The sequence below is a fragment of the Limosilactobacillus sp. WILCCON 0051 genome, from assembly GCF_039955095.1.
In the GTDB taxonomy this organism is placed as follows: domain Bacteria; phylum Bacillota; class Bacilli; order Lactobacillales; family Lactobacillaceae; genus Limosilactobacillus; species Limosilactobacillus allomucosae.
Map to the genome: position 1 here is coordinate 1,727,253 of NZ_CP154878.1, position 15,516 is coordinate 1,742,768.

Below are 15,516 nucleotides of genomic sequence, written 5' to 3' on the forward strand. Positions count from 1 at the left end.
TAAGCTCTTATAAAATGTAAGTATTAATAGTAAGCAACTCAGCAGGATTGACGACAACTGAGGATTTAGTTTTGGGCGTTCAGCTGAAACATTAAGATCCCGGCTGAAACTGCGACATTGAGCGACTCTGCCTGACCACGCATTGGAATGTACAGGTTATCCGTCGTCTGCTTTAAAAGCTCATCGCTCATTCCCTGACCCTCATTGCCCATAATCAAGGCAAAATCAGTTCCAGGATGCACATCGCGGAAATTCTTGGCGGCTGGATTAAGCTGCGTGCCATAGACTGGCGACTGCTGCTGTTTAAAATCGGCAATCCACTTGTTTAGATCGCCTTCAAACAGCTGCAGGTGAAACTGGCTGCCCTGCATGGAACGGACTACTTTCGGACTGCAGAAGTCAGCGGTCCGATCGCCAGCAACTACTCCCGCAAAGCCGGCCGCGTCAGCAGTTCTAACCATCGTTCCTACGTTGCCTGGATCCTGCACCCGATCCAGCAGCAGCCAGGCACCCTTTAATGGCAGATCTGGCTTGCGCTTGAGATCCGGCATGTCAACGATTGCCACGATGCCTTGGGGCGTAATCGTCTCCGTAATATGACGCATGATTTCAGGCGTGACCTGATAGACCGCTTTGACCCGTGATACAATATCACTATGTTCAGCCAGCGCTGCCTTGGTGCCGATCAGCTCATGAATCGTCAGTCCGCTTTGAATGGCTTCTTGAACCAGATGCCAGCCATCCAGCATGTATTGACCGGTTTGCCGACGGTACTTGCGCGTCTGCAGCTTTTTCCAGTTTTTGACGCGTTGATTGTGAATTGAAGTTAATTCTTCCATAGTCTAATTTTTCACCTCAGTTTATCGTTAACTTAATTATACCATTATCCTAATGATCCTTGATAATCGTCAACCGCTTATGGGAGGGGTTTTTATGCTTAATTATCATATTGTCGTCACTGGCCGCGTCCAAGGCGTTGGTTTTCGCTGGTCGACTCACGAACTGGCTTTGCAGCACGGTCTGGTCGGCCAAGTCAAAAATGAATGGGACGGCAGCGTGACGATCGATGTCCAAGGTCCAGCCAATGCAGTCAAAATGTTTGTCAAAGAAGTTCAAGCCGGTCCCAACCCATATGCCAAAGTCACCGGCATGCAGATCGAGCCGCGCGCCATTGAAAGCGACTGGCAGGACTTTAAAATGCGGTGATCTTGTTGAAGTTGCTAGATTTTAAGCCCTTTTTAAGGTAAGATACAAAATGTTAAATTTATTGAATTCAAAGGAATGAGCTATTTAAAATGAAGAAAAAACGTCTCACCGTGGCCACGCTTTTGGGCGCCATGCTGCTGATCTTAAGCGGCTGCGTACGTACCGACAAGCATGGGCATCCAATCGGCTGGGTCTACAACTACATGGCCAAACCCATGCAGCATCTGATGACCTGGCTGGCTCAGCACATGGGAAACAACTATGGCTGGGCAATCGTCGTGATCGTTGTGATCGTCCGCTTGATTCTTTTGCCGGTCATGATGAGCCAAATGAAAAAATCAACGCTGATGCAGGAAAAAATGGCAATGGTGCAGCCGCAACTGCGTGAGCTGCAGCAGCGGCAAAAAGACGCCAAGACGCCACAGGAACAAGCCGCGGTCAGCCAACAGATGATGCAGCTCTATCGTGACAACAACATCTCAATGACTGGCGGAATCGGCTGTCTGCCATTGCTGATTCAACTGCCGATCTTTGCTGCCCTGTACGCAGCCATTCGCTACTCGCCAGATCTTTATCATGCTACGTTCATGGGAATGCCTTTAGGGAAGCCAAGCGCAATTTTGGCAATTCTGGCGTTTTTGGCCTACATGGTCCAGGGTTGGCTTTCTATGATCGGCGTACCTAAAGAACAGCGCAAGCAGATGGGCGCTGCGATGCTGATGAGTCCCGTTATGATCCTGTTTATTGCCTGGTCCTCTTCTGCCGGATTGGGACTGTACTTTGTGGTCAGCGCCCTGTTTGCCATTCTGCAGACCTGGCTGGTAAATACCTGGCGACCAAAACTGCGTGAAAACATCAAACAAGAAATGAAGGATCACCCAGTTAAGCTGCCAGACCCAATTCCGGCTCAGCCAGCTGCCGCCAAGCCGACGACTGATACGATCGAACAGCTCAAAAAGTCCCCGGCCAAAACCAAGCCGGCTGCCAATAAGAATCGGCGTCGCAATGCCGGCAAGCAGCATCATCATTCATCCAAGTAGTTGATCCTAAAGCATCGCGGTCTGATCGTGACCCGGTGCTTTTTATAATCAGACCAAAATCATTAGAAAGGAAGCTCGTAATTATGATCAAGCCAATCTGTCGCAACCTGCAGATTCTAGCCCAAAAAGCTCGCCCCGCCACCAAACAAGACATCCCTTTAGCTAAAGATCTTTTAGAGACGCTCGCGGCCAATTCCGCGGATTGCGTTGGGATGGCAGCCAATATGATCGGCGCGCCGGTTGCAGTAATTGCCGTATCTTTAGGACCAGTCAGCGTAGCCATGCTGAATCCAAAACTGACGATCAAAAAAGAGCCTTACCAGACCAAGGAAGGCTGCCTCAGTCTTGATGGTCAGCGCCCAGCAACTCGCTACCAGCAGATTGTCGTTGAATATTTTGATCTTAACTGGCAAAAACAGTCGCTTTCGTTGACTGGTTTTGCTGCCGAGGCCGTCCAGCATGAGCTCGATCATTGCAATGGCATTATCATCTAAATCATCAGAGCCGATTTATCTCAACGATTCTTTTTTGAGACGAATCGGCTTTTTATTTTTGATCTGATGCAGTTCAACCATTACGCTGACCGGTTTTTATTTTATAATATGAGCAAGGCTTGTCTAATCAGCGATCCTAAAGCAAAGGGATGGTAAGAATTGAAACATCATGAATCGATCATCGGCGAGTTAAACAACTACATCGTCCGCAACGTTACCGCTTCGGTCGGCCTTTCAATCTATATTCTGATTGATACGCTTTTTATCTCAATGGCTGCCGGAGCAATGGGCTTGACCGTCTTGAACCTGGCGCTGCCCATCTATAGTCTTTTCAGCTGTACTGGCCTGCTTTTGGGCGTGGGCGGCGCCGCTTATTTTTCATTGAACAAGATTGACCATCCGGAACGCGTTAAGACGCTTTACAGTGAACTGGTTATTTTTGCCGTTTTGCTGGGGACCGCAGTCATTATTTTAATCAATCTGTTTACACAGCCGCTGGCAACGATTCTGGGGGCCAATGATCAAACCATGGGCATGGCAATCAAATATCTGCGGCTGATGTCAATTGATGCGCCGGTTACCATGGCCAACTACATCACCGTTAATTTCGTCCGCAATGACAATCACCCCGGCTTGACCATGCGTGCTGCTTTGATTGAAAGCTTTGTCGTCATCATCTTTGACTGGTTCTTTATTTTTGGCCTGCATCTTCAGATCGAAGGGGCCGCTTTGGCAGCAGTCGTTTCGCCAGCAACCAGTCTGATTGTGCTTTCTTTTCATAAACGTTTTCCATATCGGCAACTGGAATGGCACTGGGTCTGGCCAAGGCTCAAAACGCTTAAAACGGCTGCCAAGCTTGGCGTTTCAGCCTGCTTAAACGAATTGAGCACCGGCGTTTCAATCTATGTCTTCAACATGGTTTTGCTAAAGCTCAGCGGCAACTACGCCGTGGCAGCTTATGGCGTGATCTCAAACATCGCCATCGTCACCATTGCAATTGCCAACGGGGTCGCTTTAGGAGTTCAGCCGCTAGCCAGTCGCGAATATGGGACGCGGCATTTTCGCAACGTCCGACTGGCTTTAAGACACGGTATAAAAATTACGGCGGCAATTGCAGTTTTGGCATTTATCGCCTTGGTGGCATTCCGTCATCCGATCATTACGCTGTTCAACCATGATCATTCTCTACAGCTGACCCGCTATGCCATGGCGGGAATGCCGATCTACTTTACCAGCACTTTATTTTCAGCGATCAATCTGTTGATGATTATTTTCCTGACTGCCATTAACTGTGCCACGCTTTCATTTTCACTATCATTTTTAAGAGGCTACGTCGTCTTACTGCCGGCCATCATTCTAATGGGGTGGCTGTTCGGCATTAATGGCGTTTGGGCTGCCGTACCAGTAACGGAGCTTTTGATCACGCTGGTTGGCTTTTTCCTGGTTCATCAGCAGGATCATCGGCTCAAACTGATGGAAGACGCCCAAAGAAAATCAAATCTGACTGAATCAATCTAAAATATAAAAACCTCGCTTCAGCTTTGAAACGAGGTTTTTATTTTGTTTGCAGCAATTAAATATTGCGCTTATTTGTCTTTTTCAATCGGCTTTTCCTTCACGATCGGTAAAGTAATCCGAAACAGCGATCCGGAGCCGACCGTACTTTCAACGGCAATATGACCATGATAGCCTTCTACCAGCCGCTTGGCAATTGCCAGTCCCAGACCGTTGCCGCCTTTTTTGCGACTGCGAGCCTTATCAACGCGATAGAAGCGGTCAAAGACATGCAGCACGTCTTCTTGGGGAATCCCCTCGCCAAAGTCCTGAACGCCGATTTCAACGGCATTCAGGTTGCGTGATAAGGAGAGATGAACTTCCTTGCGATCCTTAGAATATTTCACGGCATTGTCAAACAAGATGATCAGAATCTGTTCAAGATGATCACGATAGATGTGTACTGGAACGTCTTCATGCAGATCGTCATCAAAACGGAAAACGTAGTCAGGGTACAGCATCTTGAAATTGTTAAAGACCTGTTCAACCACGTCTTTAACCTCAGTGACGGCATCGTGAAACTTAACGTCAACTTGTTCGGCACGGGTCAGATCAAGCATTTCTTTGATCAGACTGTTCATCCGTGTCGTTTCTTTCAAAGCGGCGGCAATTGACTCATCCAAGACCTGAGGATCATCCTTGCCCCAGCGCTGCAGCATTTCCATGTGTCCTTGAATAATGGCAACCGGCGTTCTGAGCTCGTGTGAAACGTCACTGACAAATTGTGTTTGCTGATCAATATAGCGCTGGGTCTGATCAAGCATTTGATTAAACATGCGTGATAATTCGCCCAGCTCGTCATTTAATTCAGTAACGTCTTTTGGCACGCGCGCATCGCTGGTTGGATCATCTCGTACCACTGTCAAGGTATCATGAATATCATTTAATGGACTCAGCCAGTAATAAGACAGGAAATAGCCCAGCAGGCCGCTGGCAATCACGACCAGACAAAGGGCCAGCACCGAAATCAAAATCAAGCGTTTAAAGACTTGATAGTACTGCTTGAGATCATTTTCGACCTGAACATAGCCAATGATCGTGCCATCATGCGACAGGATCGGCTCTCGGCCAACCATAATCCGATGATGGCCGCCCTTGACCATTTCGGTTTTGGCTTGTTTGGACGTTTTAAGCGGCAGCGTGGCCTTGGCAGTTTGGAAAATCTTTTTTCCATTACTGTTCATCACGGTAACCGTCACTCGTGAATTGCTCAAGCCCTGGACCAAAGGCTGACGATAAAATTCGGTCGTGCTGTTGAGATTGGTCTCATGCTCAAAAATCGACCGCACCTTGCCCTTGGTCAGAGAACTTTCGCCAGCATTCCCCAGCTGACGCACCACGACGGACATATTATGATTAAGCTCGCTGCGTTCTTGCTGTAGTAGGTTTTGCGTGAAGGCACTGAACAGCGAAATCACTACGATCATTGAAATGATTAAAGATCCGATGGCCGTGCCAATGGCCCACTTTACCTTGAGCGAAACGAAGCGAGATGATTTTGATTGCTTTTCGCTCATAAAGACCCTTCTTTATCGACTAGGAACGAATTACGTAGCCAGTACCCCGCACGGTTTGAATATAGCTCTTTTCGCCAGGGCGGTCGATCTTATTACGCAGGTAACGGATATAGACATCCACAACATTGGTCTCAACCTTGGAGTCATATCCCCAGACCTTGCTGAGCAGTTCCTTACGCGACATGACAACATTGATGTTTTCCATCAGAATCAAAAGCAGTTCATATTCACGCTTGGTAAGATTAATGATCTCATCGCCACGACGAACGACGCGGTTTTCCTTTTCAATCGTCAAGTCTTTATACGTAACCGTTGTCTGATGACTCTTGGCATTGCCGCCTTCAATGCTGATTCGACGCAGCAGTGCCCGCACGCGGGCCAGCAGTTCTTCGATGGCAAATGGCTTAACGATATAGTCGTCGGCACCATGATCCAGGCCAGAAACCCGGTCAATAACTGAATCGCGCGCCGTCATGATAATAATTGGCGTGTCCTTGACTTCCCGCACGCGACGGGCAACTTCAATCCCGTTCAGTTCTGGCAGCATCAAATCAAGCAGAATCACGTCAAAGTCCTGATTTAAGGCAGCATCCAGTCCGGCGCGGCCATCCAGCTCGACATCGGTTTCGTATCCTTCATGCTTTAATTCTAGTTCTACGAATCGTGCCAGGTTTTCTTCATCTTCAATAATTAAAATCCGACTCATATTAAAACGCTCCTCGTTTAAATTGGTGGGTCTTACTCCCACATAATAACCACACCAATTTTATCACAGAAAATTAATCTGCCCTACCTTTGAGATTAATTAAACTGTGTTAAAATTAAAATTTCTTCAATCTTTAACATTCTTTACATAAAAAAAGACCTTCCCAGGTCCGGCGCCTCGAGAAAGGTCTTTAATCGAATAAAATCGACGTGATTAGTTGTTTTCAACAGCTTGCTTGCCGTTGTAGTAACCACAGCTTGGGCAAACCATGTGTGACTTGCGCAGTTCACCACAGTTTGGACATGGAGCCAAGCCAGGCACAGTCAGCTTGATGTGACCACGACGATTGCGCTTACGCGTCTTGGATGTCTTCCGTGCTGGTACAGCCATGTGTGACACCTCCTTCAAATAATCTATCCACTAGTGGTTTTTAACCGTTCGCTAATTTTGGTTATCCTGATCAGGAAATAAATTTTTTAGCTTAGCGAAACGTGGATCAACATGTTCCTTATCCGGTACCTGATTGATATTGTCCTCGGCAACAACTTCCCAGCCTTTGCCATTTGGCATCTGCGAGCTGTTTTTTTCATCTTCGGACAATACCTGCATTGGAACCTGCTCAATGATATTTTCCGCCAAAACATTGTCAAAATCAATCGTGTCATGCGGATCAGGTAAAACGAAAACCAAGTCATCGTCTTGATAGCGACCAACATGCGTTTCATCATTGACATAGGTTTCGACAAAAGCAAAATCCAATGGCAATTCGACCGGTTTCAGCGAACGGCTGGATGGTACGGTCAGCGTTGTCTTAACGTTGACGCTTAAAGTAGCATCACCCTGATCATAGACCACGTAGCCGTCAACCTCAACAGGCTGACAGTTAAGGACCTGATTAGGGAACCGTTCTGTCAGTGATGCGTTTAGATCAAAAGTACTTTGAATATGCAGCGGCTCATCATGATAGCGATGAAGTTCAGCCAACGTCCATTTCACGGTACTAACCTCCTAATGCAACAAGCGTTATTATACTAGTCCCAAGTTTGCTTGTCAATGTTTATTCCTTGACACCCTTAACAATCACCGGCGCATGCTTTAAATCCTGCTCAACCGGCGTAAAAGTCTGGTAAAGCTTGCCTGCGCGATAGTCGAGATTGAGCAGATCGTCACGCAGATTTTGATCAATCTTGGTTAAAAGCGGCAATTCAACCTGCTTCTTAATCGAATGCAGATAGTCTCTGCCGCGTTCATTAAAACCCAAAACATGCAGATAGGGCCGTTTAAGATGATCACTCACCTGCGACTCGGTAAGCTGCAGGATCGTATACAGATAGACTCTTAACAGATGCGCATAGGTATAGCGCTTTGTTTTGACTGCCTTCATAAAGCCAGCAAAACTCAGATTACGCTGAGCCGCGTCTTTCATGCGATATTCCAGTCCTTCTGCCATCTGATAGATCTGGGCCAGCTGCTCGACGGGGGCTTGAATCAGCTGATTGCGCAGCATTGGATACATTGCATCCCAGCTTGGCACCTGCTGAAGCTTTTGCAGCTGCTGGGCCGTCTGTACGGGAACTGCCTGCTTAAAATCGCCATGCTCTAAAACTGCTTGCCGAATCGCACTGGCACTGGCAATCTTTCCCTCAATGCGCTCATCATGGTACTGACTGCCACGCCGCTGAATCGGGTGCAGACGAAGCGGCAGCCGCTCCTTGATCTGTGCCTTATAATAGCCAAATGACAGGATGTCGTTAGGATCAGTCAATGACAATCCGGTCTGATTTTTCAGCTGTTCATTAAACTGCGTGGCAAAAGTCGCGTTGTACTGACTAAAGCCGCTGGCCGTAAAGTTTTGCTCCGCGGCTACCAGCTGCTTAAAATCCCATTCTGGATGTTCAGCACCAAAGACCACGTCATCAACTCCTAAGGCCGCTAACAGTTCCAAGGCTCCGGCCGCAAAACGATGGGCTGGCTGCACGGCCATAAAGATCGGCAGTTCAACGACCAGGTCGACGCCGTTAGTCAGGGCCGCCTGTGCGCGCTGCCATTTGTCAAGCAGCGTTGGTTCGCCGCGCTGCGTAAAATTGCCACTCATTACGGCGACGACAACTTCAGCATGGGTTAGCTCCCGCGCTTGGCTGAGGTGATAGCGATGACCGTTATGAAAAGGATTATACTCGGTTACCAACCCCACGGCATGCATCAATTCACCTGCTTTCGACAAGTAAAGAACCAGCGCGTTGTTTTTTCATCAATCGCTTGGCTGCCAAAATCAGCTTTAACCTCAATCTGATTAAAGCCAGCCTTTAAAAGCGCTTCTCGCCAGTCCTTTAGCTCATAGGCTCGTTCAAAATGCGTTTCATGGAGCCGCTGATAGTGATCATCAGGCAGGCGGTTAAAAAAGGTTAATTCATGGATCACGCCATGCTCAACGTCATCATCGGCATAGCTGCGCCATAAAAAGGCCCGCTGCTCATCAGGATCTTCATAGTTGTACATATAGCCAGGATAGATTTCATCGGTCTGATATGGCGTAATGACGTCAAACAGCAGCCAGCCATCATCTTTTAAATGCGCCGCCATCTGTTTGAGCGTTGCCTGGACATCGTTAAAATCATCCAGATAGCAAAGCGAGTCGGCAAAGCAGGTAATCGCATCATACTGTTCCAAGCCGTTCAGATCACGCATATCGCCTTGTACCAGCGTCATTGGCACCTGTGCTTCTTGGGCATGCTTAAAAGCCAGACTCAGCATCTCTTCTGAAAAATCAAAATCAACGACCTGATAGCCATCTTGTGCCAATAAAACGCCCAGTCGTCCTGCGCCCCCAGCAACGTCCAAAATCGTCCGCGCGTTTTTTGGCAGCCGGCTCTCGACAAATTCACGCCATTGCTGATACATGTCGCTTTCAAACAATTCATCGTACAGCTGAGCAAACGTTCCGTAAATCATAGCTATTCTTTAACCCATTCGCTCAAGTCAACCAGCGGCGCGTCGGACCAAAGCTTTTCCAGATTATAGTAATGGCGCGTTTCTTCACGAAAGACGTGTACGACAACATCGCCAAGATCAATCAGGATCCACTGTGCCTCCTGCTTGCCTTCGACGCTCTTGATATCGACGCCGTTTTCATGAGCGGCTTCGATAATCGCGTTGGCAATGGCTTGGACCTGACGATTGGATCCCCCGGTCATAATAACGAAATAATCAGCCATTGGCGTAATCGCATCGACTTTTAAGGCCGTAATATCTTCGGCACGCCGACCATCAGCTGCCTGTACGGCCATTTTTAATAATTCTTTGCTGTCCATTAATCAATTTCCTTTCCATATTGCGGCACCCATGCATTAAAGGTTGCCAAAGTCTGTGGATGAATCGGGGCATTGTTTTTGATCAGGTAAAGCAGCGTATGCTTGGTCTGATAGGCAACGCCAGCTCCCAGATCCTGCCTGGTAAGCTTGCGCGCTTTTTTTACGGCCGGAAAGTCACGACCTGGTTCAATATAGTCTGCCATATAGATGATCTGCGCCAGCTTGGTCATGTAGGCTGCCCCCGTTGTATGGAAGCGAATGGCGTTCAAAATATCTTCATCATGCACGCCCAGTTCGTCTTTAACCATCTCAGCGCCGACAAAACCATGCCAGATTGCGTTGCCATAGTTTAAAAGATCAGGATCCAGCTTTTTGGCCTTGATTACCTTGATAAAGTCCTCATCAGCACGCTGCTTGGCATAATCATGACAAAGTCCGGCAATGCTGGCCGCTTCTACATCAACGCCATATTGTCCTGCCAATTCAATTGCGGTTTTCTCAACACGCAATACATGTTCAAAACGCTTATCACGCAAGGCGGCCCGCAGATGCTCAATCAGCTCTTGGCGCGTCATTGGAATCAAATGCTCTTGATAAATCAATTCATCACTCATGATATAGCTGATGCTCCTTAATATATTCGGCAACCTTATCGGGAACCATATAGCGAATCGAACGGCCCTGCTTGATCCGATCGCGAATATCGGTTGAACTGAAGTCGACGCCTGGTACGTCAACCCAGATCACCGGATACTGCGAGTCATTTTGAGCTCCAGGCCGCCGGACGCCGACAAAGTTTACCAATTTAACCAACTTATCGATCTCGTGCCATTTTGGCAGATAGTCTACCATATCGCCACCGATAATAAAGTAATAGTCGGTATCGGGGTGCTTTTCTTTTAGATATTTCATCGTATCGTAGGTATAGCTGATGCCGCCCCGCTCAATTTCAGCCATTTCAATGCCAAACAAAGGATTGTCCTCAATTGCCAGCTGCAGCATATTAACGCGGTCTTCAGCATCAATGGCCTCTTTATGATCAACATGCGGCGGGATCATGTCAGGCATGAAAAGCACCTTGTTCAATAGGAGCGTTTTGCCAACTTGATCCGCTGCCAGTAAATGAGCGTTATGCACAGGATTAAACGTACCGCCATAAATACCGATTCGCTTGCGATGCTGAAAGCTGGTACGCTGAACTTGCGGCTTAGGGATCGCAATCGTTGCTTTAGCCTGCTGCAAGAATCACACCTCGTTTCTAGATGCGTTCAACACGCTGTGAGAGTTCCCGCAGCTTGGGATTGCTTGATACCTTAAACAAAACCAGCACCCGGCCGATCTCTTGCACGACTTGGATATCACTGTTTTGTTCAATGAATTCTTTGACATCGCCAGTCGTTTCATCGGCATTCTGCAAAATGCTGACCTTGATCAGCTCACGCTTGTCCAAGGCACCATCCAATTGTGCAAGCCAAGCCTGGGTTAGACCATTCTTGCCAACTGCAAATAATGGCTGGAGATGGTTAGCCTGTGCACGCAAAAAACGCTTCTGCTTTCCGCGAAGATTCATAGATTATTTTCCTTTCTGTGATTAAATCAGATCATTGCACGACGTACCAAGACATCGACTCCCTTAGGCGCCCATCCGGCTACCGTCGTGCCAGCTGGTACCGTGATCCAGCCCAAGCCCTCAAAGACCAGATCGCTTTTTTCCTTAATGGCAAACTCATGCCGTTCAAGCGGCGGAAAATCTGCCATTTCATCACTGGTTGGCGGCGTCAGTAAATCGCCACAGTGTTTTTTGTAAAATTCATCTGCATTGGCCAGTTTGGTCCGGTGCAGCGGCAGACTGTTTTCAAAATAGGCTACGATACCGGCATGTGGTCCCTTGACGTAATCAAAACGAGCCACGCCGCCTAAAAAGATGGTCTGTGAATCATTAAGCTGGAAGGTTCTCGGCTTAATTTCCTTTTGTGGGGCCACGATCTTTAGGTCCTTAGCCGATAAGACATGCGCCATTTGTTCTTGATGAATGATCCCTGGCGTGTCAACCAGCTTATGACCATCATCCAGCGGAATCTCGATCTTATCCAGCGTCGTGCCAGGAAAACGCGAAGTCGTAATCAAGTCTTGAACCCCAGTCTGCTGCTTGATGATGGCATTGATCAAGGTCGACTTGCCGACGTTGGTTACCCCAACGACATAGACGTCGCGATCGGCACGATGCTTTTCAATCTCAGCCAGCAGCTGATCAATCTGATGGTTCTTTTTGGCCGAGACAAGCAGCGTATCGATTGGCCGCAAACCAGCCAGATTAGCCTGTTGCCGCAGCCAGTCCGTCAATTTGCGCCGGCGCAGCGAACGAGGCAGTACGTCTTCTTTATTGCCAACCAACAAGACTGGATTGTCATTACCCACAAAGCGGTGCAGTCCCGGAATCAGACTGCCATTAAAGTCAAAGATGTCCACGACATAAACGATTAGGGCGTGCGCATCACGAATATGGTTTAACAGACGCAAAAAATCATCATCAGTCAAAGAGACTGGCGCGATCTCGTTGTAATGACGCAGTCTAAAGCAGCGCTGACAGTAAAGCTCACCTGTTTCCAGTCCTTTTTTCAGTGCTGAATTGGGCGTATATCCCAAGCCATCCGGATCAGTTGTCTGAATTATCGCGCCACAGCCAATGCAGCGCAGTTCTTCATCATGCATTTCTGTCATCTATTTAAGTTCCTCCTGCCAGTCCATATCTGGATACTGTTTTTGTAAATCCTGCATAACGAATTTTTCCATAAAACGATTTGGCCGCGTCACCCACTTATCGGTTTCAATCAGCGGCTTAACCAAGATACTGCGAATATGAGCATGATTGGCGGCGGCCACGTCGGTCAGCAGCTGATCGCCAACCATTACGACCTCAGAAGTTGCCAGGCCCAGCTTCTTACGTGCCCTTGTAATGCCAAAGCTAAGCGGCTTAAGTGACCGCGCAACGTATGGCAGATCCAGCTTTTGAACTGCCTTGCCGATTCGCGCCCGACTGTTATTAGAGACAACGATCAATGGAATTCCTGCCTGATGCAGTTCTTCCATCCAGGCCCGCAATTCTGGCGTCCCGTTTGGATTGTTCCAGGCAATCAATGTATTGTCCAAATCACTGAAGACGGCTCGGATACCTTGACGCTTGAGAGCCGCTGGCGAGATCTCATAAGCGCGTTCAATCATCCAAGTCGGTTTAAACATTTCGAGCATTTTCCACCTCGTAAAAAATTTCTAATTTTAATTATACCGACTAACCGGTAAGGGTTCAATTAACGTGCCATCCAAAGGCAGCGGTAAAAAAATAAGGTCAGAACATTAACTGCTCCAACCTTATCAATGTATTAAACGCAAATTAGTTGAGGGCCTTCTTAGCTTCATCAACTACGGCCTTAAAGGCTTCAGCGTCGTTAACAGCCAAGTCAGCCAGCATCTTACGGTTCATGTCGATGTTAGCCAGCTTCAGGCCATGCATCAGCTTGCTGTAGCTGATACCATTTTGACGGGCACCCGCGTTAATCCGGGCAATCCACAATTCACGGAAGTTGCGCTTGTTAGCCTTGCGGTCACGGAATGCGTACAGACCGCTCTTCATAACTTGGTCCTTGGCAGTCTTGAACAGACGGTGCTTGGAACCAGTGTAACCCTTAGCCAACTTCATGATGCGCTTACGACGTGCGCGCGTAACAGTTCCACCCTTAACTCGCATAGTGGTATCCTCCTAGATTGTTTAAAAATTATTTAATCGTAAAATGCCCTGATTACTTGGCAGGAAGCATCTTCTTGTAACGTTTTACGTTGGACTTGTCCATCATGGAAAGGCCACGCAGTTGACGACGTTGCTTCTTCGTCTTACCGTGGAAACGGTGGCTGGTGAAAGCTTGGGCACTCTTGAAGCCACCCTTGGCAGTACGCTTGAAACGCTTAGCAGCAGCGCGATTAGTCTTCATCTTTGGCATAACTATTTCCTACCTTCTTAATAATTATTTTTTTGCCTTATCAGCAGCAGGGGCCAGCGTTAAGAACATGCTGCGCCCTTCCATCTTTGGCCGTTGCACAACCGTTGCGATGTCCTTAGTTTCTTCGGCCATCTTTTCAATCATGTCACGTCCGATATCCTTATGGGTAATTGCCCGACCACGGAAACGAATCGAAACTCGTACCTTGTCGCCCTTTTCGATAAACGTCCGCACACGCTTCAGCTTAACGTTGAAGTCGTTGGTATCGATCGAAGGACTCAGGCGGATTTCTTTAACCGTGACCGTCTTTTGGTTCTTGCGGGCTTCCCGTTCTTTCTTTTGCATCTCAAAACGGTACTTCCCGTAGTCCATAATCCGTGCGACTGCAGGACGGGCCTTGGGCGCAACCAGCACCAGATCAAGGCCGGCATCCTCAGCCAGCTGCAAAGCTTCACGTTTGGACTTGATGCCCAGTTGTTCACCATTTTGGTCGATCAGACGAACTTCCCGTGCACGAATACCGTCATTGACAATCATTCCTTGAGCTATGGCAACACACCTCCAATTTTACTAGCAGAAAGATCAAGCAAAAAAAGCGGAATGCATACTGCACCCCGCTAAACTCCATTGACAAAGGAATGCCAACGGTCATTTAAACTCGTCAGCCCGGCAACTCTGGTCACCAAGGCGAGAAGCGGGTGCTTCTGCTTTTTCTTTCAACAGATACTAATATACTAAACCACTTTAACAATGTCAAGCAGCAATTTAATTGCCAGCCCGCATATTTTCGCCTTCAATATAATACTCGCGCGACAAGAAGCGAATCCGCTGCATGATCCGCTTGGCTTTCAAAGGTTCACGCGCGCCTTGCGCATCAATTGCCAAGTGCTGGTCTTCCAGCTGCTGCATGGTAAAGTTGGAACTGAAAAACGTCGGCAGTTCTTCTTGCATTCGGTATTCCAAAATTACGCCCAAGACATCGTCACGAACCCATGCCGACATTGAATCGGCGCCAATATCATCCAGCATTAGGATCGGTGCCTTTTTGATGGCATCCCGCCGTTCATCAACCGTGCCATCCTTGATTGCGCCTTTCATCTCAACGGCAAAGCTTGGAAAATGCACCATGGTTGAGATAATGCCGCGTTCAGCCAAAGCATTGGCGGTGGCGCCTAACAGGTAGGTCTTGCCAACCCCAAAGTTTCCAGAAAGATACATTCCGGGTTGAAACTGGCCCGGACGATAGGTTTTGGTAAAATTGATCGCCGCCTGCAGAGCATTGACGCGATCGTCATTATCACGAATTACATGAGCAAAATCGGCCTGGCGAATAAATTTAGGCATCCGAACGGTCGTTACGCGCTGCCTTAACTCGGCAGCCTGCTGCTGTGCCTTAAGCTGAGCGGTCGGCACATAGACGACGTCAATTCGGCCGGCGCTGACGACCAGCTGAGGAGTATAGCCAGGTGCAATGCTGGTCTGATGATTTTGGAGCAGCATTTTTTCATGGTAGAACTCATAAAGTTTTGATCCGCCCCGCTTGATCTGCTCATCAGTCAGTTCAGCGCGGTGCTTACGCAAAAAGCTCTGCACCTCAGGATCTTGGTAGGCCTTTTTAATCAGTTCCTGATACTGAGGTGAGCCGCTTTGCCCGCCGATAATTGAGTTAATGGTTTCTATGATAGGACGCATT

21 protein-coding genes and 1 other annotated feature are annotated in these 15,516 nt (G+C 48.0%); of the genes, 4 read left to right on the plus strand and 17 right to left on the minus strand.

Features of this window, described 5'->3' with window-relative positions:
- Positions 1 to 65: 65 nt before the first annotated feature.
- Positions 66 to 839 carry an RNA methyltransferase gene (locus ABC765_RS07895; protein WP_347980142.1) on the minus strand — a complete coding sequence of 258 codons (774 nt, stop codon included), beginning with the start codon at positions 837 to 839 and terminating at the stop codon, positions 66 to 68.
- A 94-nt stretch (positions 840 to 933) separates the two neighbouring features.
- On the opposite strand from ABC765_RS07895, the gene ABC765_RS07900 reads away from it, so the two are divergent.
- From ABC765_RS07900 to ABC765_RS07915, 4 genes are all read left to right on the plus strand, one after another.
- A complete protein-coding gene (locus ABC765_RS07900) occupies positions 934 to 1,206 on the plus strand; it encodes an acylphosphatase (protein ID WP_347980143.1) in 273 nt (90 codons plus the stop codon).
- A gap of 89 nt (positions 1,207 to 1,295) precedes the next feature.
- Positions 1,296 to 2,246, plus strand: coding sequence for a membrane protein insertase YidC (gene yidC, locus ABC765_RS07905; RefSeq protein ID WP_347980144.1), 951 nt, complete (start codon positions 1,296 to 1,298; stop codon positions 2,244 to 2,246).
- Positions 2,247 to 2,329: 83 nt separating this feature from the next.
- Positions 2,330 to 2,740: a peptide deformylase gene (locus ABC765_RS07910; RefSeq protein WP_034540515.1), complete on the plus strand. Its 411-nt coding sequence runs from the start codon at positions 2,330 to 2,332 to the stop codon at positions 2,738 to 2,740.
- Between the two features lie 159 nt (positions 2,741 to 2,899).
- Positions 2,900 to 4,258 (plus strand): MATE family efflux transporter, encoded by a 1,359-nt coding sequence (locus ABC765_RS07915; protein ID WP_347980145.1) that lies wholly within the window; start codon positions 2,900 to 2,902, stop codon positions 4,256 to 4,258.
- A gap of 68 nt (positions 4,259 to 4,326) precedes the next feature.
- Here ABC765_RS07915 and ABC765_RS07920 read toward each other — a convergent pair whose 3' ends face one another.
- The 16 genes from ABC765_RS07920 to dnaI all read right to left on the minus strand — a co-directional run bounded on the left by ABC765_RS07920 (position 4,327) and on the right by dnaI (position 15,515).
- On the minus strand, positions 4,327 to 5,811 hold the full coding sequence (locus ABC765_RS07920; protein ID WP_347980146.1) for a HAMP domain-containing histidine kinase: 1,485 nt from the start codon (positions 5,809 to 5,811) through the stop codon (positions 4,327 to 4,329).
- Positions 5,812 to 5,830: 19 nt separating this feature from the next.
- Positions 5,831 to 6,517 carry a response regulator transcription factor gene (locus ABC765_RS07925; RefSeq protein ID WP_006499995.1) on the minus strand — a complete coding sequence of 229 codons (687 nt, stop codon included), beginning with the start codon at positions 6,515 to 6,517 and terminating at the stop codon, positions 5,831 to 5,833.
- Between the two features lie 213 nt (positions 6,518 to 6,730).
- A complete protein-coding gene (gene rpmF / locus ABC765_RS07930) occupies positions 6,731 to 6,907 on the minus strand; it encodes a 50S ribosomal protein L32 (RefSeq protein WP_006500051.1) in 177 nt (58 codons plus the stop codon).
- Between the two features lie 51 nt (positions 6,908 to 6,958).
- Positions 6,959 to 7,513, minus strand: a complete 555-nt coding sequence (locus tag ABC765_RS07935) for a YceD family protein (RefSeq protein ID WP_347980147.1) — start codon at positions 7,511 to 7,513, stop codon at positions 6,959 to 6,961.
- A gap of 61 nt (positions 7,514 to 7,574) precedes the next feature.
- The gene (locus ABC765_RS07940; RefSeq protein WP_347980148.1) at positions 7,575 to 8,720 is read right to left on the minus strand and encodes a nucleotidyltransferase; all 1,146 of its coding nucleotides are present in this window, start codon (positions 8,718 to 8,720) and stop codon (positions 7,575 to 7,577) included.
- Complete coding sequence (locus ABC765_RS07945) at positions 8,720 to 9,469, minus strand: class I SAM-dependent methyltransferase (protein WP_347980149.1); 750 nt, start codon at positions 9,467 to 9,469, stop codon at positions 8,720 to 8,722. Before ABC765_RS07945 ends, ABC765_RS07940 begins: the two co-directional genes overlap by 1 nt.
- Before the next feature lie 2 nt (positions 9,470 to 9,471).
- Positions 9,472 to 9,828, minus strand: coding sequence for a ribosome silencing factor (gene rsfS / locus ABC765_RS07950; RefSeq protein WP_347953584.1), 357 nt, complete (start codon positions 9,826 to 9,828; stop codon positions 9,472 to 9,474).
- Positions 9,828 to 10,442, minus strand: a complete 615-nt coding sequence (gene yqeK / locus ABC765_RS07955) for a bis(5'-nucleosyl)-tetraphosphatase (symmetrical) YqeK (RefSeq protein ID WP_347963892.1) — start codon at positions 10,440 to 10,442, stop codon at positions 9,828 to 9,830. Before yqeK ends, rsfS begins: the two co-directional genes overlap by 1 nt.
- Positions 10,435 to 11,049 carry a nicotinate-nucleotide adenylyltransferase gene (locus ABC765_RS07960; RefSeq protein WP_045025495.1) on the minus strand — a complete coding sequence of 205 codons (615 nt, stop codon included), beginning with the start codon at positions 11,047 to 11,049 and terminating at the stop codon, positions 10,435 to 10,437. Before ABC765_RS07960 ends, yqeK begins: the two co-directional genes overlap by 8 nt.
- A gap of 37 nt (positions 11,050 to 11,086) precedes the next feature.
- Complete coding sequence (yhbY, locus tag ABC765_RS07965) at positions 11,087 to 11,398, minus strand: ribosome assembly RNA-binding protein YhbY (RefSeq protein WP_006500058.1); 312 nt, start codon at positions 11,396 to 11,398, stop codon at positions 11,087 to 11,089.
- A gap of 26 nt (positions 11,399 to 11,424) precedes the next feature.
- Positions 11,425 to 12,549, minus strand: a complete 1,125-nt coding sequence (gene yqeH, locus ABC765_RS07970) for a ribosome biogenesis GTPase YqeH (protein ID WP_347953586.1) — start codon at positions 12,547 to 12,549, stop codon at positions 11,425 to 11,427.
- Positions 12,550 to 13,077, minus strand: coding sequence for a YqeG family HAD IIIA-type phosphatase (locus ABC765_RS07975; RefSeq protein ID WP_347953587.1), 528 nt, complete (start codon positions 13,075 to 13,077; stop codon positions 12,550 to 12,552).
- A 142-nt stretch (positions 13,078 to 13,219) separates the two neighbouring features.
- Positions 13,220 to 13,573, minus strand: coding sequence for a 50S ribosomal protein L20 (rplT, locus tag ABC765_RS07980; protein WP_006500061.1), 354 nt, complete (start codon positions 13,571 to 13,573; stop codon positions 13,220 to 13,222).
- A gap of 52 nt (positions 13,574 to 13,625) precedes the next feature.
- A complete protein-coding gene (gene rpmI, locus ABC765_RS07985) occupies positions 13,626 to 13,823 on the minus strand; it encodes a 50S ribosomal protein L35 (RefSeq protein ID WP_033935301.1) in 198 nt (65 codons plus the stop codon).
- Positions 13,824 to 13,847: 24 nt separating this feature from the next.
- Entirely contained in the window at positions 13,848 to 14,360 is a 513-nt protein-coding gene (infC, locus tag ABC765_RS07990) for a translation initiation factor IF-3 (RefSeq protein ID WP_169461908.1), read from the minus strand.
- 44 nt (positions 14,361 to 14,404) lie between these two features.
- Positions 14,405 to 14,539, minus strand: a sequence feature (ribosomal protein L20 leader region).
- Between the two features lie 49 nt (positions 14,540 to 14,588).
- On the minus strand, positions 14,589 to 15,515 hold the full coding sequence (dnaI, locus tag ABC765_RS07995; protein ID WP_347953588.1) for a primosomal protein DnaI: 927 nt from the start codon (positions 15,513 to 15,515) through the stop codon (positions 14,589 to 14,591).
- Between the last annotated feature and the right edge of the window lies 1 nt (position 15,516).